The 25805-nt window shown below is 55.5% G+C and carries 25 protein-coding genes; 5 read left to right on the forward strand and 20 right to left on the reverse strand.

What is annotated here, in order from left to right; translation table 11 throughout:
• Nucleotides 1-17 precede the first annotated feature (17 nt).
• Nucleotides 18-980, forward strand: coding sequence for a formylglycine-generating enzyme family protein (locus CCALI_RS15405; RefSeq protein WP_016483683.1), 963 nt, complete (start codon nucleotides 18-20; stop codon nucleotides 978-980).
• 1700 nt (nucleotides 981-2680) lie between these two features.
• On the opposite strand, the gene CCALI_RS11655 is transcribed toward CCALI_RS15405, so the two are convergent.
• From CCALI_RS11655 to CCALI_RS11680, 6 genes are all read right to left on the reverse strand, one after another.
• Nucleotides 2681-3676, reverse strand: a complete 996-nt coding sequence (locus CCALI_RS11655) for an L-threonylcarbamoyladenylate synthase (protein WP_016483685.1) — start codon at nucleotides 3674-3676, stop codon at nucleotides 2681-2683.
• Between the two features lie 9 nt (nucleotides 3677-3685).
• On the reverse strand, nucleotides 3686-4405 hold the full coding sequence (locus CCALI_RS11660; protein WP_016483686.1) for a hypothetical protein: 720 nt from the start codon (nucleotides 4403-4405) through the stop codon (nucleotides 3686-3688).
• Between the two features lie 24 nt (nucleotides 4406-4429).
• The gene (locus CCALI_RS11665; protein WP_016483687.1) at nucleotides 4430-5041 is read right to left on the reverse strand and encodes a 2,3-bisphosphoglycerate-dependent phosphoglycerate mutase; all 612 of its coding nucleotides are present in this window, start codon (nucleotides 5039-5041) and stop codon (nucleotides 4430-4432) included.
• Between the two features lie 195 nt (nucleotides 5042-5236).
• The gene (locus CCALI_RS11670; RefSeq protein ID WP_016483688.1) at nucleotides 5237-5644 is read right to left on the reverse strand and encodes a hypothetical protein; all 408 of its coding nucleotides are present in this window, start codon (nucleotides 5642-5644) and stop codon (nucleotides 5237-5239) included.
• A gap of 9 nt (nucleotides 5645-5653) precedes the next feature.
• A complete protein-coding gene (locus tag CCALI_RS11675; RefSeq protein WP_016483689.1) occupies nucleotides 5654-6358 on the reverse strand; it encodes a type 1 glutamine amidotransferase in 705 nt (234 codons plus the stop codon).
• A complete protein-coding gene (locus CCALI_RS11680) occupies nucleotides 6355-6822 on the reverse strand; it encodes a GNAT family N-acetyltransferase (protein ID WP_016483690.1) in 468 nt (155 codons plus the stop codon). The genes CCALI_RS11675 and CCALI_RS11680 overlap by 4 nt, the downstream gene beginning before the upstream one ends.
• Before the next feature lie 340 nt (nucleotides 6823-7162).
• Here CCALI_RS11680 and sigH point away from each other — a divergent pair, with 340 nt between their 5' ends.
• The 3 genes from sigH (at nucleotide 7163) to CCALI_RS11695 (ending at nucleotide 8556) form a co-directional block, all read left to right on the forward strand.
• On the forward strand, nucleotides 7163-7849 hold the full coding sequence (gene sigH, locus CCALI_RS11685; protein ID WP_016483691.1) for an RNA polymerase sporulation sigma factor SigH: 687 nt from the start codon (nucleotides 7163-7165) through the stop codon (nucleotides 7847-7849).
• 198 nt (nucleotides 7850-8047) lie between these two features.
• Nucleotides 8048-8347 (forward strand): hypothetical protein, encoded by a 300-nt coding sequence (locus tag CCALI_RS11690; protein ID WP_016483692.1) that lies wholly within the window; start codon nucleotides 8048-8050, stop codon nucleotides 8345-8347.
• An 11-nt stretch (nucleotides 8348-8358) separates the two neighbouring features.
• On the forward strand, nucleotides 8359-8556 hold the full coding sequence (locus CCALI_RS11695; RefSeq protein WP_016483693.1) for a hypothetical protein: 198 nt from the start codon (nucleotides 8359-8361) through the stop codon (nucleotides 8554-8556).
• A 77-nt stretch (nucleotides 8557-8633) separates the two neighbouring features.
• On the opposite strand, the gene CCALI_RS11700 is transcribed toward CCALI_RS11695, so the two are convergent.
• The 3 genes from CCALI_RS11700 to CCALI_RS11710 all read right to left on the reverse strand — a co-directional run bounded on the left by CCALI_RS11700 (nucleotide 8634) and on the right by CCALI_RS11710 (nucleotide 13815).
• Nucleotides 8634-12134, reverse strand: coding sequence for an ATP-dependent helicase (locus CCALI_RS11700; RefSeq protein WP_016483694.1), 3501 nt, complete (start codon nucleotides 12132-12134; stop codon nucleotides 8634-8636).
• Between the two features lie 18 nt (nucleotides 12135-12152).
• Entirely contained in the window at nucleotides 12153-12839 is a 687-nt protein-coding gene (locus CCALI_RS11705) for a hypothetical protein (protein WP_044949189.1), read from the reverse strand.
• A gap of 247 nt (nucleotides 12840-13086) precedes the next feature.
• The gene (locus tag CCALI_RS11710; RefSeq protein WP_016483696.1) at nucleotides 13087-13815 is read right to left on the reverse strand and encodes a sigma factor-like helix-turn-helix DNA-binding protein; all 729 of its coding nucleotides are present in this window, start codon (nucleotides 13813-13815) and stop codon (nucleotides 13087-13089) included.
• 295 nt (nucleotides 13816-14110) lie between these two features.
• Between CCALI_RS11710 and CCALI_RS11715 the strand changes: the two genes are divergently transcribed.
• Complete coding sequence (locus CCALI_RS11715) at nucleotides 14111-14389, forward strand: helix-turn-helix domain-containing protein (protein WP_016483697.1); 279 nt, start codon at nucleotides 14111-14113, stop codon at nucleotides 14387-14389.
• Between the two features lie 27 nt (nucleotides 14390-14416).
• On the opposite strand, the gene CCALI_RS11720 is transcribed toward CCALI_RS11715, so the two are convergent.
• From CCALI_RS11720 to aroQ, 11 genes are all read right to left on the reverse strand, one after another.
• Nucleotides 14417-15484: a dipeptide epimerase gene (locus tag CCALI_RS11720; protein WP_016483698.1), complete on the reverse strand. Its 1068-nt coding sequence runs from the start codon at nucleotides 15482-15484 to the stop codon at nucleotides 14417-14419.
• A 10-nt stretch (nucleotides 15485-15494) separates the two neighbouring features.
• Nucleotides 15495-17693, reverse strand: coding sequence for a type I DNA topoisomerase (topA, locus tag CCALI_RS11725; RefSeq protein WP_016483699.1), 2199 nt, complete (start codon nucleotides 17691-17693; stop codon nucleotides 15495-15497).
• 3 nt (nucleotides 17694-17696) lie between these two features.
• Nucleotides 17697-18164 (reverse strand): thioredoxin family protein, encoded by a 468-nt coding sequence (locus tag CCALI_RS11730; RefSeq protein ID WP_016483700.1) that lies wholly within the window; start codon nucleotides 18162-18164, stop codon nucleotides 17697-17699.
• 9 nt (nucleotides 18165-18173) lie between these two features.
• Nucleotides 18174-19031, reverse strand: coding sequence for an aldo/keto reductase (locus tag CCALI_RS11735; protein ID WP_016483701.1), 858 nt, complete (start codon nucleotides 19029-19031; stop codon nucleotides 18174-18176).
• Between the two features lie 212 nt (nucleotides 19032-19243).
• A complete protein-coding gene (locus tag CCALI_RS15410; protein WP_016483702.1) occupies nucleotides 19244-19927 on the reverse strand; it encodes a type II secretion system protein in 684 nt (227 codons plus the stop codon).
• A gap of 149 nt (nucleotides 19928-20076) precedes the next feature.
• Entirely contained in the window at nucleotides 20077-20937 is an 861-nt protein-coding gene (locus CCALI_RS11745) for an Ig-like domain-containing protein (RefSeq protein WP_016483703.1), read from the reverse strand.
• 72 nt (nucleotides 20938-21009) lie between these two features.
• Entirely contained in the window at nucleotides 21010-22824 is a 1815-nt protein-coding gene (locus tag CCALI_RS11750) for a S8 family peptidase (protein WP_016483704.1), read from the reverse strand.
• Nucleotides 22817-23029: a hypothetical protein gene (locus CCALI_RS11755; RefSeq protein ID WP_016483705.1), complete on the reverse strand. Its 213-nt coding sequence runs from the start codon at nucleotides 23027-23029 to the stop codon at nucleotides 22817-22819. Before CCALI_RS11755 ends, CCALI_RS11750 begins: the two co-directional genes overlap by 8 nt.
• 114 nt (nucleotides 23030-23143) lie before the next feature.
• Nucleotides 23144-24097 carry a hypothetical protein gene (locus tag CCALI_RS11760; protein WP_016483706.1) on the reverse strand — a complete coding sequence of 318 codons (954 nt, stop codon included), beginning with the start codon at nucleotides 24095-24097 and terminating at the stop codon, nucleotides 23144-23146.
• Nucleotides 24098-24291: 194 nt separating this feature from the next.
• Nucleotides 24292-25323: a pepsin/retropepsin-like aspartic protease family protein gene (locus CCALI_RS11765; protein WP_016483707.1), complete on the reverse strand. Its 1032-nt coding sequence runs from the start codon at nucleotides 25321-25323 to the stop codon at nucleotides 24292-24294.
• Between the two features lie 27 nt (nucleotides 25324-25350).
• Entirely contained in the window at nucleotides 25351-25803 is a 453-nt protein-coding gene (gene aroQ, locus CCALI_RS11770; RefSeq protein ID WP_016483708.1) for a type II 3-dehydroquinate dehydratase, read from the reverse strand.
• Between the last annotated feature and the right edge of the window lie 2 nt (nucleotides 25804-25805).

The following is a 25805-nucleotide window of genomic DNA, read 5'->3' on the forward strand; positions in this document are numbered from 1 at the left end:
GAAAGAGAGGATTCATTATGACACCGTTCTGTCCGGACGAAATAGACTTTTCCACAATGGTACATGTCCCTGCAGGGGAGTTCTCCTTTGGGGTTTCTGATGCTGACTTCCTAGCTTTGTGTGAGGGGAAAGACCAAGATACTATCGAGGAGATAGAACTTGACCTTGAGCATGCTCTCTCGTTGCGCAGGGTCTATGTCGAGGAGTTTTGGATAGACCGAACCCCGGTGACTTACCAACAGTATCACCAGTTCATACAAGCAACAGGCTATCTGCCGAGTTGTCTGAGCGTGATGCCCAACCACCCCGAGCGAAGCGACTATCGGGATAGGGCGGAGGCGATCTATCTCTGGCATGCGGATGGGAGCTATGCAGCGGGTTTGGAAGACAAGCCTGCGGTGTTTGTAAGTTGGTACGATGCATTAGCCTATTGCGAATGGTCAGGGAAGACGCTTCCTACCGAGATAGAGTGGGAGAAGGCGGCACGTGGTTCGGCTGGTTTCCGGTATCCTTGGGGGAATGCGGAGCCGACGGAGGCGCATTGCAACTGCAACTTCACCGAGGATTTGGAGTTGCGTTATGAGGATGCGAACATCCCTCCGTTGCGTTCGGTGTATGCGGGGGAGTTAGGGAAAAGCCCTTATGGTTGTTTGGACATGGTGGGGAATGCATATGAGTGGTGTTGGAACTCGTTGTGGATACCTGATGTTAAAGCAAACCGATATGGCGAACTGGTTTCGGAGCGGTATTTGGTGCGTTTTCGGTGGAGTAAGGGGGTTATCATGCGAAGTGCTGATCGTGCGATGCGTGGGGGAGATCGTCTTAGTGAGCCACCGGTTCATGTATGCGCAGCTCGTGAGGAGGCAGAACCGTGGTTGATTAGTCCCTATGTAGGTTTTCGCTGTGTCTGGTATCCGAGCCGCATACGAGAGGATGAACCTAAAAGACATTGGAAGCGTGTTAGTTCATCAACGTCATAGGTCATCGTGGTTTGGCGTATCGCCGGGATGTGGTGCACCAGCGTGTGAGCTGGTATGTTTAGTGGCAGAGGGTATGATGATTGGTGGTACACTTTGCTCAACAGGAATAGATACTTAACTCTCTGTTTGGAATGCTATCAATGAAAACAGATCGAGATGACGAGGAACTCTATATTTATGTGCCCGGTCTTTACTCGCTAGTGGATGTCGCAGTAATTGCTGGGTGGATAGTGTTTGCCATCCTGTTGCCCAAAAGATAGTATCAGTTGCCTATTATAACAATGAGCCTGATTTGCTTCGCTCTGATTGCCCTGATTAATGGTATAAGATCGAGGTACACCTTCAGGAAAAAGTATATCCGAAAGATCACAGAAGCCTCCTCTCTCGTGGAGAAGATAAGAGCCTGGGCTCAATTCCTCAATCGAAGTTTGCTCTGTGTGTGTCCGTTTGATCTTTGTTTCTTAAAGCTCATCTATTTTTGGTATTCTCGGTGCTTATTCAGATTGGAAGCTGTTGATATCGCGATATGGAGCCGCCTGGGTCTCCTGGAGGTTGGAGCAGGCGATGGAACTAGGGAAAGGGCGATACAGGAGTTAAAGACGCTGTTAGTTCCATGGAACGGTTCACCCCCTTTGAGCCCTGAAGACATGGGGGCTTTATGCGGGATTTTGGTAAGTGATAGGCGCCATTTTAGAAGGCGAGATAGGGCAACTTTTTAGAGCTCTGTTTGGCGATTGTCAGGGTCAGGGAGCGCGTGTGTCATTTGGAGGCGCGTCCCTACTTGAGGTTTTTATAGGAGCGTAATAGAACCAAAGTCTTAAAGGAGCGGATACGGGGTGTTTAGGCGTATTCGAGAAAAGCAGCTCAGGAGCGTGGTGAGCACTTAGTGCGGGCTGCTGATGTTTTAGATACCTTAGTTCGGGCTACTGATGTTGCGGACACGTTGGTACGGGCAGCTGATGCTCCTGTGGTGGGTGAACGCGAGGATGAGGAGACTTTAGGCCAAAGAGGATTTGAAGGTTTTGTACTCAGAGCGCGTACGGTTACGACAACGATGGGCAGCGACTGACCAACCAGATCACCGACAGCAGCGGGAACGTTTGCACGGAGCAGTATGGTTACGACAGCCTAAACCGTTTGATCAGCGTGAACTATGGGGATGGAGAGACGCAGAGCGATGCCTTGAATGCCATGGGCAACTCGTACTTTGGGGTATCGGCACCTTGTTCACGGTAGGCTTTGAAAAAGCTCACAGGACGTTGAAAGAGGGGCTTGTCGGACGGGGATACGCAATGGATCACGCATTCTCACTGCTCACGGATATGCTGGTTTCATTTGGGCTTACAGCAATGATGTTAAAGTGGTGACAAGATCGCCCCTCGAAGTAACAGCAGCGCGGTAAGAGTGTGCGGTTCGTCGCTCGGGCGCAATGTAGACGGCAAACCAAGAGATCCGCATGGGGTTGCGTTAGAGGACGTTGTGAGACGATAGGCTTTGTGGGGGCTCGGAGGCTGTGGCAGAGGACGGGGTGATCGGCAGCTCCATGGCATGGACAATGGACCAGGCATCACGGGCCCTAGAGGTTCTTGGAAATGATACGCAAGCGACCCGAATTTAGCAAAGGAATCCCCGAGGTACTTGCCTCGAAAGCATGGCAGGCCTTCGCGCGAGAGAGCTGGTAAGCCGAATTTTGGAGGTCTCTAGGCGGCGGCACGACGAAGCCGATCCCAGATGGCGAGCCATTCTTGTGTTTGAGGAGGGGCGTCCACCACGATCCGGGTCACCGCTTCCGCTTCCAGCTCGCGTAGGGCGGCATAGAGCCTCTGGGCGTAGGCCTCTGCCGACGTCGGCATCTCTATAACCACAGCGTTCTCACCCCACCGCCCCGGCACCTGCAACGCAAGCCACCCAACGCGCTCCCCTTGTGCCAACAACTCCTGCACCCGCGCGGCGGCGTTCTCGGCGATTTCGAGAGGGACTTTGGGCGCATAGTGTCGGCGCAACATGCCGGGAGATGGCAACGGGGTGCCCTCTTGCTCTGCCTGGGCGGAACTTAGAGGAGGTAGCCGAATGGGACCAACGACCGCCTCAATAGCTGCCGGAGGTATCAGCCCCAAGCGCAGAATGCGAGGTGGGTCTTCCGCCAAACTCAGCACCGTAGATTCGAGGCCTCCTTGCGTAGGCCCGCCATCGAGGATAAGGGCGATCCGTCCCTTAAGGTCGTCCCACACGTGTTGAGCGGTTGTGGGGGAGACATGGTTGGAGCGGTTGGCGCTGGGGGCGGCGATGGGAACTCGGGCGGCCTCCAGCAACGCCCTCGCCACCGGATGCGACGGGGCGCGCAGCCCCACCGTGGGACCACCGCCGGTTACCTCGTCGGGAACGGACGCGTTTTTCGGGAGAACCAGCGTGAGCGGCCCAGGCCAAAAGCGTTCGGCGAGCCGTTGGGCGTGTGCAGGCCAAGTGGTGACCAACGAGCGCGCCGCCTCGATGTCGAGCACGTGTACGATCAGGGGGTTGGTGGCGGGGCGGCCTTTCGCGGTAAAAATGGCGGCCACGGCCTGCGGATTCAGCGCGTGAGCCCCCAGACCGTAAACCGTTTCCGTGGGAAAAGCCACCAGTTCGCCGGAGCGAATGCGTGCAGCTGCCTCCGCAATCGCCTCCGGCGTGGCAGGAACACACTTGGTCTCTATCATGATAAAGGTTCAAATGCCTTTGGCGATCATCTGTTCGTCGGCGAGGCGCAGCGAGAGGGGAGCGTCGGAAGGCGGCAGCGCGTCAATGGCTTCCGCCATATCGGCAATAAGGTGGTTCAGTCGCTCCATGGCCTTGAGATCGGACACCTCGCCGGCGCGGCGCCACTCGATCTCCTGTAAGCGGACGTAGATCTCAACATCGTGATATCGGCTTAGCTCGCGGCGCGCCTCCTTCGTCAACACCAGCGGCAGGACGTCAGGCTGGTTGCACACCACGAAGAAGCGACGTTCGAAATCCGGATCGTTCAGATCGAAGGACGAGAGCTCTTTGCGCGTCTGCATCTCCTCCAAAAGGCTTTTACGACGCACGCCTAAAATGAAGCTGGCGGGGTTGCCAATGGGCAGAGCGCCGCGCGTGTGGTAGTAAGGCGTTTCATCTTCGTGGCTGGTGGCCGTCTCCAAGAGGAAGGGGCGGTCGCGAAAGGTCGCCGCGATGCAGGCGGGAGAGAACCGGTTGCGCATGCGAATCTCCCCCTGGAGGTTTTTGGCGTAACGGCGCCAAGCTGCCCCTACGCTCCAACGCCGCCATAGCCACAAGAGCAGCACAAGCAGTAGGAAAAGAGGAAGCAACACCTCAAACGGCGGATCGTGCGGGGACGAGGCCGATGCGGCCTCGCGCCCTGACGGTCTTTTTAACGTTGCGGTGGACGGATTCGGCTGTTGGGGCATGGCGCCACCTCCCTTGGAAGACGGTTAGAGCTCCGTTTTGCTGATGGGGCGACCCTCCGAGTCGATCTCGTAAACGATGGGCACGCCGTTAGGGATGTTGAGGTCAATAACCTGTTCTTCACTCAGGTTATCAAGTTTCATCACAATGGCACGCAAGCTGTTTCCATGTGCCGAAACCAGCACATTTTTGCCCGCTTTCACTTCAGGTAGAATTTTGTCGTAGAAATAGGGCAGAGCGCGTGCGGCCGTATCCGCCAAGCTTTCTCCGCCTGGCGGACGAACCGAGTAGCTGCGGCGCCAAAGTTTGACCTGTTCCTCGCCAAATTTGGCGGCCGTTTCTGCCTTGTTCAGCCCCTGCAGATCGCCGTAGTGACGCTCGTTGAGCGCTTCACTCTCCTCTGTGGGCACGCTCGTTTGTCCGGCCGCATGAAGGCAGAGGCGTAGGGTCTGTTTGGCGCGATCCAGCACTGACGTGAAGGCTTTATCAATATGAATGCCCGCCGCCTTGATCTTCTCTCCAGCCTCGATGGCCTCTTGTTCTCCTTGCGGGGTTAGGGGAACATCCACCCAGCCGGTAAAGCGGTTCTCCAGATTCCAAAGAGATTGTCCATGTCGCAAAAGGATCAACTTCGCCATAAAATAGCCTTTCTTACTTGCAAACGTTTTTCTGCTGAAGAGACTCTACCCCAACAGAGGACAGAATGCAAGCTGATAAAAGCACAAGGTCTTTCCCTGTTGAAGAGGCATGTCGCGCATGTTTGTCTATGGGGGCGGCCTTACAGAAGGATAAAAGGCGAGGAGGGCGCGATGGCGGCTGGTCGTGTGAAGAGACTACTCCTGCCAAGCTGGCTCGATGTAGCACGTGCCGCACTCTGGCTCCTGAATAGCAACCCAGCGCACCGTCTCTTCTATCTCCTGCCAGTCCACTTCATCGGGATGCACGAGCGTCCATCCATCCATAAAACAGCCCCGGAAGTCGAGGCAGAGAAGGGCGATCTCCTCCTCTGCTTTCGGCAACGCGATCCCTGCTGTTTCCTCGTACAGAACAGCCAACTGCGTTCCCCAAGCTTCCCATATAGCGCGGCGTTCCTGTAGCTGTGCCTCTATGGTTTGGCAATACGCACACGCGGGGCCGTGCAGAAGAAGCAAGAGCAGATTTCCTTGAGGGAAACCAAGCGCTTTCCTGATCTGGTGGCGCATTGGAAGGGGATGTTGACGGGGAAGGTCTATCGGTTTCATCGGTTTACCTCACGGTTTTAAGAGCGCTACCCAACGCGAGAAGACCTGATGGCCTATCTGTTGTAAGGGGGGTAGATGCTGTGTCGTCTCTGTCAGTATCTGGGTTTCGTCTTCCCCGGCCTCTCGAATCTCCTCTGCAAAGGTTCGCACCATGTTCTGGATCATCGTCTCCGTGACCTCCATATGGAACAGAAAGCCATAGGCGCTGTCGCCATAACGAAAGGCCTGATAGGGCGTGAGCGCGGAGGAGGCTAGCGGCGTGGCCCCTTGGGGACATTCGAAAACATCGCCGTGCCAGTGGAAGGCCATAAAAGAGGTTGGGGTGGCCTGCAACAGCGGGTCGGCCGCAGCTGCTTGGGTAAGCGTGAGCCGATGCCAGCCGATCTCTTTCTGAGCGCCTTTGTACACTTTGGCTCCGAGCGTGGCGGCAAGCAACTGACTGCCAAGGCAGATGCCCAAAATGGGTTTATGAGCTTCGATGGCGTTGGCGATTAGGCGTTTTTCGGCGTCTAAGAAGGGATAGCGTTGGCTATCGTAGACGCCCATAGGTCCGCCCATAACGATGAGGCCCGCAGAAGCACGGAGGTCACGGGGAACGGGTTCTCCTGCGTAGGCGTGGACGACATGTGGAGAGAGGCCGGCAACCTGCAAAGCCTGTGCGATGGTGCCGATGGTCTCAATTTCAATATGTTGCAGCACGAGGACGTCGGTCACGTTGTGGAGGTCTCCTTTTCTGCTCTATGGAGCGTTTTTGTCATTTTTCTGTGTTGGATGCCTGCATCCAGAAAAATATCACCACTAGCAGTATAGCCTAAACGCTCGTAGAAAGGAATAGCCTGGAGTTGCGCATCAAGCTCAAGGTAACGTAAGTTTCTTTCATGTGCAAAACTTTCGATTACTTGCATAATTTGGGTGCCGACGCCTCTTCCGCGATGGTCGGGCAGAACGGCGACACGACCGATTTTTCCAATTTCTGGCGATTTTTGAATCAAGCGCGCGGTTCCAATAACTTTGTTGCTTCCCCTTTCCTTTGCTATAAAATGAACGGCCTCTGCGTCATAAACGTCTAGTTCTTCCTCTTCGGGTACCCCTTGCTCTTTCACAAAAACCTCCAGTCGCACGGCGAAGGCCTCCCGCAGCAGATCGCTTGTCTCGACACATATCACCTCGTAGTCCATCTCATCTCCTCCCCTCTCTTTTACGCGCGAAGAGGTCTGCTTCTGCGTGTGGAAACAAACAAAATAGGGTTTCCATCCCGCAAAAAACCTTCTCTCTGCCGTTCCCCACTGCAAATGTAAGAAAATTTTTTATGGATTCTGCCATACCCCTTGTTTTATGTTCCATTCTCTTGTATAATGTAAGTTGTAAGCGCCACGTCTGCAGACCGGTTTGGTTGCCGGATTGCTTTCGCTTTCGTCGAAAGGTCTATCCTTTTAGAAAGCTGAAATATCTGCAGACCACGCTTCCTAAACCTGTTAAGGCAGGTTCATTCCACACTAAATGGATAGAGGGACAAGCGTGATAAGCGAACAGCAGCGCCATCTCCCCGCCAGTCACCATCGTTTTGCGGATATGCAAGACGCTGAAATCGTCGCGCAAGCGCAAAAGGGTGACCGTGCTGCCTCGGAATACCTTCTGTATAAGTACCGTAACCTGGTACGCACCAAGGTAAAGTCCTACTTCCTCGTGGGGGCCGAGCGCGAGGATCTTCTACAAGTAGGCATGATAGGACTGTGGCAAGCGATTGTGGACTTTCGGGTAGACCGTGCCATCGCTTTCCCAGCCTTCGCAAAAGTCTGTATTCAACGCCATATCATTACCGCCATTAAAACCGCCACGCGCCAAAAGCAGATGCCTCTCAATACCTCCGTTCCTCTCGAGGGCCCTCCTGAAGACGCCTCTTCCGACTGGTGCCTCTGCGATATGATCCCCAGCGCCAACGCCCCCGACCCCGAAGAGCTGGTGATCCAGGGCGAGGACACACGCGCCCTTCAGGAGATGCTGCGGCAGCTGCTCTCGGACTTCGAATGGCATGTGCTTGCCGGCTACCAGCTCGGTAAGTCCTACCGCGAGATCGCCGAGGAGCTGCGTTGTAAAACCAAGTCGGTGGATAACGCCCTCGCTCGCATTAAGCGAAAGGTCGCGACGCTGCCTTTGGGCGTGGCGAACTTGAGCCAGCTTTTCGCAAACTCGTCCTCGCGCTAATCACCTGCTAGGACGGGAGCGAAAAGTAGTAGATCGCTCGTGTCTTATTTTGCGTTTTCGATAGCTATCCGGCTTTGCCGTTCTCTACAGACCTGAGAACCTCTCAGGTCTGATATTGTTTGTCGTGCCTGGTTCGGCGCAAAGAGCTGCCAGCGCTCCGTATTTTAAATTAAAAGGACGCTTTTGGAGAACACACCCATGAACGACCGATTACTTCCAGAAGAGGAAGAAGAGCAGGCCGTGGAGCAGGCGCTTGGTGATAACCCGCGCGCCGTGGAGTTACAAGAGCTACGCCATGTGCTCGAAGAGCGATTGAAGGCGTTACAAGCTGACCTTATGGCCGCCGATGAGCCCGAACAGCGGCGGGCGCTGCAGGCTCAGGTGAACGAGCTGAAGCGCCAAATTAGGGTCTTGAGACAGGAAGAGGCCATTTCCGATTTTGTGGAACGCTCGGTGCGCGTCTCGGCTCGACGCGCCTCGCTTGAAGAGATGCTGTAGGAGTTCTTTCCATGCAAACACCGCCCCTACATACCTGCAAAGCCTGTGGGTATCGCTACTCCAGCGAGTGCGAACGCTGCCCTCGATGTCTTGTTCCCCGCGGCGGCGACCTCGCTCGTAAATGGCCGGCCATTCGCGCCTATCTTTTCTTCCTCATCGTCTGCTTCATCGGGGGCATCATCGCCTTCTACGAGGCCGCAAAACACTGACTCTCTCCGCCACCCTTTGATGGATAAGGTCTCGCGCGTCGTGCCTCTGAGAGATCGGTCTTCTTTGGGCAAGCCGCTCACTCCTCCTCCGAGTCTTCCTCGCCTAAATCGAAATGGCGGTCACAAGCCCAAAGATAGGGGCAGCGGCAGCATTCCCAAGCGTTTCCTTTTGCCGGAAAATCCCCTTGTCGAATGCCTTGAAGTGCCTCTGTGAACTTTTCGATCCGCGCTCTGGCATGCTTAGTTTGCCCTCGTACTTCTTGTGAGTTGCCATCATAAAGCGAGACGAGCTCGACAACGATTGAATGTTCTGGCCAAGTCTGTGTGGCACCCTCGTACAACAGCGAATAGAGCGGCCTATTCTTCTCTTTGTCCTTTAGGGGGCGTGGTTGCCAACAGAGAATCGTTACTTGGGAGTCTGCAACCTCCACCAGCGGAAAAGCGGTACGAACGCTGCCACCCCCTAATGCTACAGAGAGTGACCAGCCTGGTTGAAGTTGAGGCCGAGCGGACAGCAGGGTATGGGCGTTCGGCAACAGGACTTGAAGGGCACAGTTTTGCAGCAACCGCCCGTGCACGTTGTCCGTGGAGAGCCTATGGTTGCGATACTGCTCCAGGAAGTGACTCTTCATGTGATCGCAGGTGGGCGGTTGCCCGGCACGTTGTGATTGCAGAAACCAGCGGAATGTGGCGTCAAGCGCCTCGCGAAAACAGAGGTAGGGCGCGCGTTGCGGCTCCTCCACACCTAGGACATAGCGATAGTAGTATTGCTTCGGACAGTATCTGAAATAGCACTCTAAAGCAGAGGCTGTAAAGGCCTCTTCAGAGAGTGGACGACCCACTAGCCGATACTCCTTCGATCGCGGGGCGGGAACAGCTGTCTCGTTGCTGGCTGACAGAGATGAGAAGACCCCTGGCCATGCTTCCGGCGCACGACGCAAGGGTGTTAGCTCCGGGATCTCGTGAAGAAATGGGCTCTCTTGTAACTCACGCCTCCCACGATAGTACGGGGCTGAGAGAAAGAGATAGTCTTTTGCCCGCGAGAGAGCCACGAAGAAAAGTCGGCGCTCCTCTGCCAGATCATCTTCGTTAGCCGCATGGTCGGCCTGGAGAAGGGCACGAGGAGGAGACACCAACGCAGCACGTCCCCTCGCCGGATAGTTGCCTTTGACGATGCCCGGCACGTAGACCGCTGTGAACTCAAGTCCTTTGGCCTGATGAACGGTCATTACCTGCAGGGCGTTCGTATGACAAAGTTCAGGGGGAAGGCGCAGACGGCGGTTGGTGCCGGTGCGAATCAGCAGACGCGCGTAAGTTACAAATTGGGATACCTCTTGCTCTGTTCTCCCTGGCCAGCCTAGGGTCATCTGCAAAAACTGGTAGATCGCGGAACGCTGCAGTAGCGCTTCCAAATCGGTTTGGGATTGCAACAGCTCTCTTATCCATCGGCTGCGTTGAAAGAGATATCGGACGCAAAAGCGCCAAATATCGGCACCCCCCTGCGCACATGCGATGAGGTCGTCCTGAAGTCGTTGAAGGCCGTTTCTTCCCTGCTCGCTTAGGTTAGGCAGCTGTTGCGCCAACGCAAGCGCCCCGGGAAAGGAGGCGTTGTGAGCGTTCGCTGCTTTTAGCAGCTTCGTAATATCGGCTTCGGGAACCGCATAGTCCGGCAAAGTTCCTAGGGAGAGGAGAGCTAGGCCGCTGCCACCGCTGCTAAGCGCTAGCAGAGCCATAAGACGGCGCACGGCAGGCTGTGAAAGCGGGTCGGCGACCAACTGCACGGGCACACCGCGTTTTAACAGGGCGTGTGCGATGGCGGCCGCCTGCTGGTTCTTACGGCACAGCACGGCTTGCTCTTCAAAAGGAACGCCGCGCTTCTGAAGGAGTCGGGCTGTCTGGGCGATCCAAGCCGTCTCTTCCTCTTCTGTTTGGGGACGCCCGTAGACCACGGCCGCCTCCGAATGGCCTTGTCGCACGGCCTGCCACTCAGGAGGACGCTCTGCCTCCGACGATGTCTGCGCATTTGACGAATGATCGGCTAGCTGTTTTAACAGGGTTAGGATGCGTGGATGCGAGCGGTAGTTGTATTGAAGAGCTACACGCTCTAAGCCGGGAAAGAGCTGTTCAAGTTGCTGGAGATTGATAGCGGCGGAGCCGCGAAAGCTGTAGATGGCCTGTCGGGTGTCTCCTACAAGCCAGAGGCTCTCGCACCTTTCACTGAGCCATCGTAACAAGGACACCGCTGCGCGGTTCATATCCTGGCACTCGTCCACCAGAATATGTTGGTACTTTGCCTGCCAGCGGTTGCGAGCCGATTGGCTCTTTCTCAGAAGTTCTACGGGGCGCATAAGCAGATCGCCAAAGTCAAGTGCCCCCTTCTCCTGCAAAAGCTCTTGATAACGACGGTAGATTTCAGCAACAACTAGAGCTACCCGTGCCCGTTTCTGCTCAGTTGGGTTTAGAGCGTTCACAAGCTCCTTTTCGGCAAGCTCCCGATAGCACTGCGGCCCGCAAAGCTCATCTTTTGCACGGGCAATGCAGGTAACGATGTCTGGCAGCACCAGGTCGGGTTGTGCCAAATCGAGCAGCTCTTGAAGATCAAAGGTATCTAGCTCGTTGTACAACAGCAGTGCTGCCTCAAGGGGTTCAAGAAGTTTCGGAACGGGCGGCAGCCCTAAAAGGTTGGCCTCTAGGCAGATCAGTTCGTAGCCGAAAGCATGGAAAGTACCAATCCAGACCCTGTCGGCCACAGGGCCTACCGCCTCTCGCAGTCGCGAGCGCATCTCTTCGGCAGCTCGGTTGGAGAAGGTAAGCGCTAAGATCTTTTCCGTGGGTGTTTTATTTTGCAGCAGATAGGCTAGGCGGGCAATCAGCGTACGGGTTTTCCCCATTCCAGGGCCGGCCTCCACTAAAAGCCTTTTTTCGGTGGAGACGGCAGCGCGATACTGGCTTTCATCTTGGGGTGGAGACGGGGAGACGGGAGGTTTGGGGGCAGGTAGGGGAGGCAGCAAGAGTGCACTGGCGAGTTGAGCCCCAACGCACTCCTCAGAAAGGCCGGTTTCCGCGCAGATTCGTTGGAAATCCCAGTTCTCCTGCAGGAACGCCTGGCGAAGCCGCGGAGCCGGCAGAAGCAGCTCGGCTGCGTAAAGGTTTGCTTCAAGTTCCTGGCGCATGCGAGGGCTATAGCTCTGCAGAGTCTGCACCTCCGAGGCCCCGTCGCAAGGCAACTGAAATAGAAGGAGTTGATCTCCCTCCTCTGCAAAGGAGTCGGTGGAAAGGTCGGGATGGATTTCCAAATGGGCGAACTCGTGGGCTCTGGAAAAGCGCTGGCGTTCCGGCGAGATGCCCGGCCCGCTCGCATAGTAGATCACGTTGAAATCTCTCTCTAAAACGGCCAGGGCGCCTGCTAACAGAGAGTCCGTGGGGGCCAGCGGATGCTCCTGAAATCCCGTTTCCTCGCAAAGGGCCTTTAGCACCGCTTCGGCGGGCGCAAGCACAGGTGTATCAGGAGGCATAAGCTTGCGCAGGCGCTCATGCCTCTCGTCGGCGCGGCGTTTTAAGTCGGTCCAATCCGGCATCGTTTCCTCTCCGAGCACTCACCTAGGCCGCATCGCTTCCCAGAACTTCCGATCCTCTTCGCTCAGAGTCGATTCTGAGAAGAGAGCTTCCCAAAAATCTTGCTGATCGGGAAGTTGCGGAGCCGCTTCCGCACGAAAGGCCGCATTCGGAGAGAGGAAAGGCCGACTCTGTGCAAACGCAACGCGTACCTGCTCGATGGAAAGCTCTGCTGCTTCAGCCAGTTTCTGGTAGACGAACTCCGGAACGGAGTCGGGGTGCAGGTGGGCACGCAGCAGCCGATTAAAGAAAGGAACTGGCATGTGCAGTGTCTGTGCCCATTGGTGAAGGCTTCGCTTTGTTTTCAGAAGCTTCTGCAAGCGGGTTAGCGTAAGCGGCTGTTCTTGGAGGGCTGTATCGGAGATCTCAGAGGGTTGTTGGATGTGCTGCGGGGATGCGTCCGCTCTCTCCCTGGTCGGGAAATAGCGCTCGATCGTCTCTTGAATGTGCTGTTCGAAGCGGGCCTCTAGTTCCGGCGGAATCGCTATCTCCTCTTGTTCTGCTGCATGAGAGAGGCTCTCGATCTCGATCAGGTTCCAAAGCTCCTCATGCAGGTATTCAGGGGTCTCGCGCAGCCACTCCTCTAACGTTCTGGTTTGGCCCGATTCTATCTCTGCGTGCCAGCGCAGGTAAAGAAGCTCTATCTCCTGCTCTGGGGGAGAGGGCATCGGCCTCACAGAAGATGAGACCGGCCGCTTGCTCCGCTTCCGAGCATCTGTCTTGTCTGCTTCTGACATTCTAGAACCCTTTCTGCGACAACTTTATGATCTGTTCTTTCGATTTTGTAAGGAAGCCCTTGCTCAGCGGCTTCCACAAAGGTAAATGGTTTTCTAGGCGTCTAAAGCGGAAATATTTTCCCGTAACGAAATAGCTCACCGCTTTCCGCTCACCTGTCAAGTTACGTGCTCCCTGCCTCTAAGGCGCTATCTCATGGTCGATCATCACCTGTTTAATCCGCTGGATCATGTTTCTCACCGTTCTATCAGTACAGTTAAGTTCATTGGCTATCTCGGCTTGGCTGTAGCCATCCCTTAAGAGCTTCACGATACGGGTCTGTTTTGGTGTAAGCGCCTGAAATAACTTCTCCACACTTAGTCTGTTTAAAGCTTGGGTGATGATGTCGGCTTCGCAGTCCGCCGTTGTCTCAATGGGCGCTGCGGCATCCTCATAAGCGGCGACTTCTAACGATATGACGTTTCCTTGCTGGCGCTTTAGTCGCTGGAGATATTTAGAAAAAGTTCGTTTTAAAGCCGCAATAAAGTTGCAACACCAGAAATAGTGGCTATCCAAGTTGCCCTGAGCGAGCTGCATGCCCACTTCAGAGACGATCTCGTTGCTACACTCCTCGCAATCGGGGACGGCTGCCTTTTTACACAGCCGATAGGCCCGAACTTTGACTCGCTTTAGGATCACTGCTAGAAGCCTTTTCGCCTCTTCTGGTTGTGTCTCATCTCGCCGGCGGAAAAAAAGTTCAACAAGAGCTTCCGTGTAGATATAGCCGGGTTGTCCATAAGGTATTCGAGCGAATCGCTCTACGTAAGAGAGGGACTCCCGAAGCAGATCCGTAACTTGCTCATCTATTTGGCTGTTGCGCTCATACTTTTTACGGAGCGGTAGTTCAACCAACTCTTCATTGTCGCCCACGGATTTTCCCTTTCCTAGAAAATAGGCTTACGAATGACACAGCTGATCAACATTAGGTTACCCAAATAGAGAGAAACTCCTGCTCTATTTCGCAAAAAGCTCCCGTTTACCCATATGTGGCCAATTTGGGGGAAGAGGAACGAAAGGGAACGGGGCTAAGGGGCGGTTTGTATCTCAAAAAAATGAAAATATATGGAATAAAGAAGACGAGCTAGTAAACCCACTAGGGTCGAGGCATTCCTGCTGTGTACAAGCATGCACATACAGACAACACGACGCAACCATGAGGAAACCAATGTCATCATCACAACAATACCAGGCTGAAATCCCAAAGAGGATACGGCTAACTCGACGCGAGAAGGAGATACTCAGCCTCATTGGAGAGGGCCATCCAAGTAAGCGTGTTGCCGAGATGCTTTTCGTAAGCAAGCGTACGGTGGATTTTCATTTAGACAATATCTATCACAAACTTCATGTAAAAAACCGCCTCCAGGCCTTGCAGTTGGCTCGGAGACTGGGTCTTCTTAGCGCTTCAGAGGTAGGAGACTCCGGTGTCGGTCTTGAGGAGCCGTAAGAATTTGTAAGGAGATGGCTTGCTCTTTTATCTACGTTCTCCCTCAAAAAGCGGTGTAGCGCCGTTATCCATGAGCTGTATTTTGCCGCCTTCGGCATAGAAGGCGGCGCTTTTTTGGGGCTCTTTCAGTAGAAGGTGACCATCGAGGTCGAGGAACTCGAAGGCGCCGGTGCCACAGGCAATGGCCGCTGAAACGGCGATGCTGTGACTGGTCTCCAACATGCAGCCGAGCATTAGGCGCTTGCCTGCTGCACGCCCAATGGCTATGAGGTCTAAAGTGCCTTGAATGCCGCACTTGTTGATCTTGAGGTTAAAACCGTGAACGGGAGTGTCCGCTAAACGCAGCCCCTCCTGTCGGGTTCGGCAGCTCTCATCGGCAAATACTGGCACAGGGCACCGCTGCGCAACATAGCATAGGCCGGCAATATCCTCTTTCGCCACCGGCTGTTCCAACAGTTGAATGGGAATGGACTCATTCAGCAGCGTGTCCACAAATCGCAGCGCCTCATCCGGCAAAAAGCCCTGATTGGCATCAAGGCGCAGCAGAGCCTCCGGAGCCGCTCTGTGCACCTCGCGCACACGTTGAAGGTCGCCCTCCTGATCGCTCTGCCCCACCTTAACCTTGAGAAAGCGGATGCCGCGTTGCCAGGCCTGAGCTGCCAAGGCGCCCGCTTCGGGAACGAGAGGAATGGTAATGTCCGTTTCGCACTGCGAGCTAGCACCACCCCACAAACGCCTCAAGCTCATGCCGTGCACGAGGCTCCAGGCGAGAAAGATCGCCATCTCCATACCGCACCGAGCGCTTGGCTGATGAGGTGCCAAGCGCTCGATATGCGCGATGGGCCCTGCATAATCGCTTACGTCCATACCGATAAGGGTAGGGCCAACCTGCTGAACCGTTTCCAGCACCGTTTCGCGCGTTTCACCGGTCACATAGCTAGCCGGCACCGACTCGCCACGTACCGTGCGACCGTCATCGAGCTGCAGCAAAACGGCCACACCACGTGCCTTGTCGCTAGAGCCTCTGGAGGTTACAAAAACGCCGTGCAACGGGGTCTCAAACGGTTGCGCTTCTATCGCGCGAATGCGAGGCATGGGGTGCAGCTTATCCTTTCTTTTTTGTGGTACGGGATTTTGGGGTGGTACGGGCTTTTCGCGCTCCCTTTTCCGAGTAGGTGCACTTAAACTCTTGGCAGGGGAGCGGCAGCCCATCTTCCCCTAACTTCAACACCGTGCGACATTTAGGATAGGCGCTGCATCCGAGGAAGGGACCAAAAGGCCCTTGACGACGCACCATCACGGCCTCGCGTCCATCAGGGCAGCGCAGCTCCGTGGCGTTAGGAAGGGTGCTTGGATCGCCCACGGCAGCGCCAGCAGGCTTTGTTTCTTCCAGTCCGCAGGTGAACTCCGGCCCTTCCACCGGCTCGCCTTTCTCGTTCAACTTAAGTATCTTCTTGCACTTGGGGTAGGCGCTACAGCCCAAGAAAACACCGTAGCGGCTCTGCCGGAGCAGCATCACATTCCCTGTCTTCGGGCAGCGATACTCGGTCTCGACCGGTGGAGGTTTGTGGCTCTCCATCTTTTCAAGCGCCTGAGCGACCGACTGTTCAAAAGGCCCGTAGAACTCTCTTAATAGAGCGACCCAATCCGTCTTGCCCTCCTCGATCTCATCGAGATGGGTCTCCATTTCTGCGGTGAAACCTACATCCACGATGTCAGGGAAATGCTTAACGAGCTGGTCATTTACCAAGAAGCCGAGCTCGGTGGGCACAAAGCTTCGGTTTACCAGCTCCACATAGTTTCTATCGCGCAGCACCGAGATGATGGTCGCATAGGTGGATGGGCGTCCAATACCTTTTTCCTCCAGCGCTTTTACAATGGTGGCCTCATTATAGCGCGGTGGAGGCTCGGTGAAGTGTTGGCGAGGCTCCAGCCTTTCCAAAGCCAGCGGTTGTTGCTCGTGCAAGGGAGGTAAAGGCGGGCGCTCTTCATCGCTCTTCTCCTCTGTGTCCTTCCCCTCGGTATAGACGCGCGTGAAACCGTCGAACTTCATCACGCTGCCGGTTGCGCGGAAGATGTAGGGTGGTTTTTCGGCGCCCTCCACCTGAGCTGCAATGTCGGCGGTGGTTACCTCAATTTGAGCGGGGCTCATTTGGCTGGCCACAAACCGTTGCCAAATAAGGCGATAGAGTTTAAGTTGGTCTTCGGTAAGGTAGGGCGCCACCTGCTCCGGCAGGCGGTCTACACGGGTAGGGCGGATGGCCTCGTGTGCATCTTGGGCCTCACGGCGGGTTTTGTACTGGCGGGGTGCTGGCGGTACGTAGGCCTCGCCGTATCGCTCCAAGATGAAGCGCCGTGCCTCCTCTTGAGCCTCCTGCGCCACGCGCACCGAATCGGTACGCATGTAGGTAATGAGACCTACACTGCCCTCCGGCCCCAACTCTACGCCCTCGTAGAGCTCCTGTGCCACCGCCATGGTCTGGCGGTTGGAGAAGTAGAGTTTACGAGCGGCCTCTTGCTGTAGTGTGCTGGTGATGAAGGGCGGTGGTGGGTTGCGGCGGACATCGCGCTTTTTTAGCTCCACTACCCGGTAGCGTGCGCCTTCGATCTCAGCCAGAACGGCGTTAACGTCCGCCTCTGTCTTCAGCTCTACGCGCTCGCCCCCACGGCTGTGGAGTTGGGCAGCGAACAAAAAGGGCACCTCGGGAGGTTCCGGAGTGAGAATAGCGGTAAGTGACCAGTACTCTTCAGGCACAAAGGCCTGTATCTCGCGTTCCCGTTCGCAGATAAGCCGTAAGGCCACCGATTGCACGCGCCCGGCGGATAGCCCGCTCTGAATTTTCTTGGAAAGAAGAGGCGAGAGCTTGTAGCCGATCAGTCTATCGAGAATGCGGCGTGCTTGCTGCGCGTTCACAAGGTCCATGTTGATGTCGCGCGGGTTTTGCAGTGCCTGTTGCACCGCCTGCTGGGTGATCTCGTTAAACTGAATGCGGCGAGGATTCTTAAGTTTCAGAGTCTCAGCAAGGTGCCAAGCGATGGCCTCGCCCTCTCTATCCGGATCGGAGGCGAGATAGACGGTATCGGCTTTCTTCGCTGCCTCTTGCAGGTGTTTCAGCACCTGCTTGCGCTCGGCAATGGGGCGATATTCCGGCGCAAAATCCTGTGCTATGTTCACTCCCAAGCGCGAGCGCGGCAGGTCGCGAACGTGGCCCATACTGGCTTCGATCTGATATCTATCACCAAGAAAGTTCTTCAGGGTTTTGGTTTTCGCGGGCGATTCCACAATAATGAGCGGTTTTGCCATAGACTACTTCGACGGTTTTGACAGAAAAGGAATATTTTCAAGAAGATGACGATCACTGTGGGGCGCCAAGGCTTTCAGCAAAGGCGCCAGTTTTTCGGGAGGCACATAACCTTCTAGTCGGTAGAGCGGGTGTCCGGCGGCGTCGGCTACAATCAGCGTAGGATAGGCCATCACGCGGTAACGGGCGATAAGCGCTTGGTTTTCCTCGCTATCCACGCGAACGCACACGAAATGCTGGGAAAGGCGTACCACGTTGGGGTCGGAAAAGGTGTCGGCATCCATTTTTGCACACCACCCGCAGTCGGGTGCGGAGAAATCCAGAAGCAGGTAGCGGCCGCTTCCGACCGCTTCTTTTTGGGCGGCGGCGAGGTTGCTGCGCCAGTGCACATCGCCTCCAATATGCTCCCCGTGCATATAGCCAAGCACCCCAACGAGAAAAAGCGTTATCCAAAAGAGATGACGATTTCGCATGCGCGACTCCTAGGCAGCCCGGAAAATGGGCTGTAAGCTCTTGGCCTCCTCTTCAAGCCGTCGGTGCTCTTCCGAAGTTAGTGGACGGAAACGCTCGGCAAAGGTAACCCCCATACGGAAAAGGCGTGGGTCTCCAGGCGCCACAGCGGCCGTTACCGGCTGAGATAGGGTAAAACGGAAGGCCAGCTCGGCCAGTTCGGGATCGGAGATCGGCTCGTACCAACAGTGAGGATAGGGACGCGGTGCTCCCTCTGCCCAATGCGTACGTGCCATGGCCTTTAACGCCAATCGGCCTACCCCTTTTTCTTCAGCTCGGGCGATGATCTGAGGTCCGAAGTGCCCCTGTAGGTAAGTTACGAAATTGACGGGAAAAAGTGCCGAATCGAAATCAAAACGATCCATGGCCAACAAGGCGGCCTCCACGGAGTGGGCGCTAAAGCCTATATAACGTATCAGCCCGGCTCGCTGCGCCGCCACAATAGCCTCCATAGCTCCATTGGGCCCAAAGCATGCTTCCACCTCCTCCAGAGTCGTGATCGCGTGAAGTTGGTAGAGATCAAAGTAGTCGGTTTGGAGGTGGCTTAGGGAACGGCGAAGCTCCTCTTCGGCCCCATCACGGTCGCGTCGCGCGGTTTTGCAGGCCAGAAACACCCGTTGACGATAGGGGCGAAGCGCAGGGCCCAGCTTCTTTTCAGCCTCTTGATCGGCCCCATAGCTCGGCGCTACATCAAAATAGTTTACGCCCCGATCCACCGCCTCGGCCACCAACGCGTTGACCTCTGGTTGCTCCAGTCCTAACAGAGCAACCCCTCCTAGCCCTATAATGGAGAGCGTTTGGCCTGTGCGCCCCAGCGTTCTTCTTTCCATGTGTAGGCTCCTTTTATCAAATTCTCGCCTTACCATAATACCTTCAATTGCTTGATACGCGTTCCAAAAGTTTCGTCAACGAGGTAGAAAGCGACTTCTTCTTATTTCGGGCGCATAACGAAGGTAGGGTGGGAAGTGGCACCGATTTTCTCTTTACCAATTGCCTCTGCTCTTGATAGAGAGTGAAAAATAGGGACGGCCATCGCAAAACCCTATAGAGGCAGGTGCCATAACTTCCAAACCTGGCTGAAGGTGAGCGACTTCACGTGATAGTCGCCTAAGAGGGTGTTGAAGCGGCGTTGAAATAGCTCCGAATTGCCCTCGAAGAAGTGACCCGCGCCGATAGAAAGGTCTGATGGACCGCTGCCATGCCATAGCCCTGAACCGTCCATGTAGACGTTGAGCTCGGCAGGATTTTGGAAAGTGGCGTCGCCGGCATGGCGAAAGGCTATCTCAGTTCGGTAGAGATAGCTGGTGCCGAACTTCCCGAACATTGTGGGGCGGCCATTGAGAACGAATCCGGTGAAATCCTCAATATCCATGCCACTATCCGAGGGGCAATGAAAGATTTCACGGGACTTCACATAGGGCAGGAGCACCTCATGAAGCCAGGGCATAAAGGGAATTTGGCTTTGCCAGGCCGGGTAGGCTGCCCATATTTGCGGGGTGTAGCGATCGGCGGGGTCTACAGCGTAAGGGTAGAGGCCATCGTAGTCCTCCGCATAGATCGAGAAGGCCATCCCGGCCTGGTGCAGATTGGAGAGACAGGCCACGGAGAGGGCTTGACTTTTGGCCCGAAGCAGCACGGGCAACAACAACCCGGCCAAGACCGAGATGATCGCGATAACCACGAGCAGCTCTACCAAGGTAAAGCCGCCCTGAAAGCGGCGAGCCATGAAGGTCCGCCTAGGGGGGATAGCGGACATCGTTTTAACCCCTTTTTACCGTTTCAACTAGCTCCGCCAAGCCGGTATAACCGCTTAGGGGAGCTTCCTGGCAGGCTGTAGATATATCAACGCGTCGTTGTTTTAAACGACGCTCTGACTTACGTAGTCACCGTGACTTTGGCCGTTGCCTTGATGTCGGGGCGCACTTGGCTGGAGACCGTCACATAGTAGGTGCCTGGCGTGCTGGGAGCCGTGTAGTTGCCGTTTTGATCGATCGTGCCGTCGCCACTCACTGGGTTGCCGTTCTGATCGGTAACCGACCAGGTGACCTTATTGTTCGTCGAACCGATCACCTGAATGTTATACCCAAACCCATAGGTTTGGTTTACTTTCATGGTAACGGACGTTGGGGAGATACTGAGAGTTACTCCCACCACCTCCACAAGAATGTAGTCGGTTTGGGAAGGATCGGATTGCAACGAAACGGTTACGTAGTAATCGCCGGGGGTTGAAGGAGCGGTATAGTTGCCGTTGGCGTCTACGGTACCTAGGTTCGGAGCGGTTACGTTCCAGAGCAACGTTGGGTTAGAGGCGTTGCTCACCGTGACATCGGAGGCAAGCGACACGGTGTTGCCCGGTGCCACTACCACTTGGCGCTGTGTAACGGTCAGCAGGGGGCCGCTGCCCCCAACGGTAACGGTGGCCGTAGCAGAAACAGATGGGTTAGCCACACTGGTTACCACGACGTGATAGGTCCCCGGTGTTGTGGGGGCTGTATAAAGCCCTGTATTGTCAATGGTGCCACCGCCAGCCTCTTTCACGCTCCAAACCACGCCAGTTTGTGCCGTTCCTGAACCGGACAAAACATATTGAAACCCACGTATGCCTCCGGGAGCTACGGTGGTGTTCGAGGGAATGATGGCAAGAGACAAGGAGTTGCCCACGCTGCCATGTCCTCCGCCGCAGCCCCAAAGACCCACTAACGCCAGCAGAGTTACTACAAAACCCACACGGCGCATAAAACGAACTCTCCTTTAATATCTTATTTCTCTCTTAAGCCTCTGCAGTCTGTTACGGCTTTCCGAGTTTGGCTACTCCTGCTTGGCAGCCAAGCCGGAGATGAGCAGACCAAACCCGATCAGCACATTAGAGGCGCACCAGGGTAGTAGGGCCAAGCGCCCATAGTCTAGGCCAACCGGGATGGTGTCACGCAGAAACTCCCAGCCGAGGTGCAGGGTGAAACCGAGCGCCATGTAGCCCAGGAACCTTCGTTCTTTAGGGCCATCGGCGCCAAGCACCAAGAGGGCGGCGGGGATAAGCACGCTATGGGTGAGCAGGTTCCAATGGGAACCAAGCCCGAATGTACTGCTAAGCCAATCGGGAGCAAGCAGGCCAAAGGCAAAGGCGGCGATAGGCCAGAAAGGATAGTGTCTCGGTCCGCCCGTTTTACGGTTGAACCACATGACCAGCCCTCCAAGGCCGAACAGCGCCACTACAAACCAAAATCGCGCAACACCGTCCTCGTAAGTATTGACGGCAAGCTTAACGGCGCGACCGGCATCGAGGATTCCGGCACCGTATTTCTTGGTTGGCTCTTTCGGCTGGGCCGATTTTTGTAGAATGCACTTCACGTCGTCGGGGTTACGAATGCCCACGGCCTCAATGAGCGCGGCCACGGCAGCAACATGAGGCGATGCCATAGAGGTACCCTGAAAACCGTAGTAGTCATCCACAGGGTTGCCGGAGGCATCGCGTAGGATGGTGTTTTGCAGAATGGTTCCAGCCTGCCCACCTACTCTCGAATCGCCGCCTGGAGCTGCGAGCGCGATCTGGGGGCCATAGGAGGAGTAGAATGCAAGGTTGCCCTTCGGCCCAACGGCAGAAACGGCAATGCACGGCTTGAAAGCGGCTGGGTAGCCCACTCCCTCCGTGCCTGTATTCCCTGCGGCACAGACAATAACGACCCCTTTCTTATGAGCGTAATCGCATGCTTCGGCCATCAATTTGTCGGGGAAGGGGCCACCTAAACTCATGTTAATGACGTTCGCCCCATGGTCGGCGGCATAGCGGATACCCTCTGCGATCCAAGCGGAGGAGCCCATACCGGAGCCGGTAAGCACCTTCACCGGCATGATGGTAGCATCGAAGGCGAGCCCTGCCACCCCCTCGTTATTGTTGGTGCTTTCGGCGATGGTGCCGGCCACATGAGTCCCGTGCCCGTTGTCGTCGTAGGCAATGGCCGAGCGACTGGTAAAATCGTAGCCTGGCACAAAACGGGTCTGCTTAAAGTCGCGGGCGATGGGGCCTTTATCGCAGTTGGTGTAGGCCACTCCCGTATCTATCACAGCGACCTTAATGCCTTTGCCGCGCGAAAGCGCCCAGGCTTCCTCCGCGTGAATAAGGCGGAAATTCCACTGTTCATCGTAACGAGGGTCGTTCGGGCGCCAACCCGAAGCGTCCTTCTTCAAGGTGGAATTCGAGTCGGAAGGCTCTTCAGCTACCAGTTCCTGCGGCAAAACGGCGCTTGTGGGCTCTGTATAGTAGTGCACTACATCAGCTGTTTCCACGCGGCCGTCCGAACGTAGTTTGTCCAGCGCTTGGGCTACCGAAACGCCGGAGGGCAGAGTGGCCACAGCGATCTCTGTTTCCGCATGCAACGGGCTATCCCACTGTAAAGGCGCCCCTATTTCTCGGCTTAGCGCCTCCAGCGTCGAATCGTCGGCGCCAGGGCGCAGTTGCACCTCTATCTGGTTCGGCGAGATGAAAGCGCTGGAGTTTGCTATAGATGGTTTGGGAGGGGCTTGAGTGGAGCGCGCCTCTCTCTGCCAGTCGCGTAGCATCGGCCAAGCAGACAGCGCTAAGAGGAGAAAAGCAAGCCATGGCCATGGGGTCTTACGCTCATTCATCTTGTTCCTCTTTCTCTAGCTGAGGCAGCCAGTCGCGATGGCGACTGAGAATATATTCGTACCGATCGAGCATACGGCCGGTCCGCATATCGAACAGCGGTGTGCCCCCGGCATACACGGTACCCTTAGGATCTCCAAACTCATTCAGACCTTCACGCCGAATGCGCTCGTCTATCAGCTTTTTCTGCTTCTCCGTTAGCGGCATACCCCTTATCTCCTTTCCGCACCATTTTTTAGGAATACGGAAGGAATTTAAAAGCGTTTCCTAAAAATGCTGTTCAACCTATGGTAGTTTACCCAAATTAAGGCCAATGCAACTCTACGGCGAGTTCACCTCCACTGGAAGCAGAACGTAGGTCGCCCCTTGTTTCTGCAGGATATAGCCCACGGACCCCATGCGTTCATTGCCTTGAGAGTCTTTAAACACGTGAATGCCAGTAACCTGATAGGTATTTGGGTCTATCTGTCGTATGCCGTGCAGCCCAAAGCTCAGCGCTAGTGAGGCGGTGAGCCCTTGTCGCGTTCTCTGAAGAAACTGATCGGGAGGAAGTGCATAGCTATACTGTCCTCGCAAGTAGACAGCTATAACTCCCTTCGTGGGAAGATGTCTTGCCAGCGCATCGAACTCGTTGTGCTGAAAGGCTTGTGTAATATCGGCGATGGTCGCGCGCAGCGCCGGATCGAGTTTAGATACGTCTATTTTGGCAATAGGGCTGTCGCTTCCCAAGTAGTAAGCGCCTACGGCATCGGTGGGAAAAGAATCGCTATCGGAGGTCCCACGTTGCGGGTGATTGGGCACATAGACTCCATAGGGCGGATACCAGGCTCCACTACCGTGTATGCTCGGAACAGGGCCGTTGTTCGTCGGTTCGTAGATAGGTGGTAAGAAAACCGGCGGGCAGCAACGGTGCGGTACGGGAGACCTGCAGGAGTAGAGAGCGTAGCAAGCAAACTCGTCGCAATCCAAGGGAAGTGTGTAGATGTAAACGATGATGCTGCGCTGCTGATCGGTTCGATAGAGGTAACCCGCTGTGGTGTGAAGGAAGCGGTCGTATGCGGTGGTTATGGCGACGTCTTGTCCTCTTGCTGGGGTCGGGGCTGACCGAGACGGCATATTGAAAACAGGGGGATGTGCTTGCACTGTTATCGGAGCGCTATATGCCGGTGCTCGCGAACGACGTTGCGCTGAGGCCGGCCGACTGACAAGCAGTAGCGCGAAGAAGACAACGGCCAGCCAAAAAATTTGAAGGGTTTTCTGCGTAAGGCCAGACATAGCTCTTCTCCTATCTTCCCGCACCATGGCTATCATGATGCGCAATAAGAACGGATAACGCGGAGAGAGCCCGCTCGCACTCTTTTTGCAAGCTAGGACTCCTATTTTGCTATTACGTATTTTTTGTTCTATAGTTACCTGGTTATTCTGGCCGCGACCTTGCCCTCTACAAAAAGAAAAAGCGATTTTGCTGGTTACTTTGCCTGCTCATGCGGGAGGGGGATCAGCTCTATCTGTCCACGGGCATAGTTAAGAGTCAACTGATAGCGATCTAAGAAGTTTCTCCCTAAGACGGCCTCCGATTCCAAAGGAGAAGACGCTGTCTCTGGTTTGGTTTGACCGGGCAGGGCCAGGGGCGGTTGGAGAAAGGAGACATCGAGCTTATCCACTCCGGCCTTGCCTACGGAAAGGCGCGGGGCTATGGCGCGGGTAAGCCGATAGGGTTTACCGTCGGTCCCTACGCACAGAAGGCTTTCTAGCGGTTGGAGTTTTAGTGTTTCAGCCACTTTGGTGGGGATGATGGAGATAGGAGCCGTGAGGTCTACAAGGGCGGGAAAAGGGGGGGATTTTGGCAGACTTACCATCACTTCGGGACAGCCATTGCGCAGCTTCATTGGCACGACCACCGCGCCACGCCCCTTAGGCAAGGGAGCGTTCGGCAGTTCCAACTTCAGGAACTCCTGTTCTGCGTTGATGGTCACCTGAAAAGCGGAAAGAAAGGGCCCACCAAGCCAGCAGACTGGCGCATCGGCGGAGCTAAGGGCGATTTCCGGCGATAGCATCTGCAGCACGTCGAGCTGCACGACCTGCAGCGGAGCTATCTGTAAGGTGCCAAAGCTCACCGAGGGAATCTCTGTGGTCGGAGCGTGCAGCTCCTGCCAGAGCCTTTGCACATGAACATCGCCGGAGGGGTTGGGCAGCTTTAGCCGCAACACGGTGAGGGGGGGAACGGCACAAGCGTTCATCGCCGTATCTAGGCCGCAGTTAAGCAACTGGTGCCCCGGAAATTCTGCCTGTACAACAAGGAGGCCGTACCACTTATGGCAGGGCAACTGCAGTGGCAGGTGCCCCTTAGAAGGAAGCGTTATCGGCTTTGTAGCCCAAACAGCGCCCGCTTTTTCTACCTGCTTTGCCGATGAGGCTTCTCTCTCCGGCGCCCATCCGCCGCAGAAGAGCAGCATTCCCAATGTCAGCAGACAGAACCCAAAGAGTTTTTGCCAACGCATATGCCAACGATCTACCAAGAGCGCCACTTAGCGATGGCTTTGCTCGATGAGCTGACAGATGGCCTCTAACGCCAGCAGGTAGCCAAGAGAGCCCAGCCCTACAATCTGTCCCATAACCACGGGCGCAATGACCGAGCGATGCCGAAACTCCTCGCGAGCGTGAATGTTGGAAAGGTGCACCTCCACCGTGGGCAAACGCACAGCCGTAAGGGCATCGCGTACAGCGTAGCTGTAATGGGTTAGCGCGCCCGCATTAATGATAATGCCGTCCGCCGTCTCTCGGGCCTCCTGAATGGCGTCTACTAAGTCACCCTCGTGGTTCGATTGAAGGATTTTCACCTCGACGCCAAGCTCCTGAGCCTTCGCTTTTATCTTTCGGTTGATCTCATCGAACGTCTCACGCCCATAGAAGTCCGGCTCACGGGAGCCGATGAGGTTAAGATTAGGTCCTTGTAGCACCAAAACCCGTAGCGATGGCATCG

It is taken from the genome of Chthonomonas calidirosea T49 (assembly GCF_000427095.1).
Lineage (GTDB): Bacteria > Armatimonadota > Chthonomonadetes > Chthonomonadales > Chthonomonadaceae > Chthonomonas > Chthonomonas calidirosea.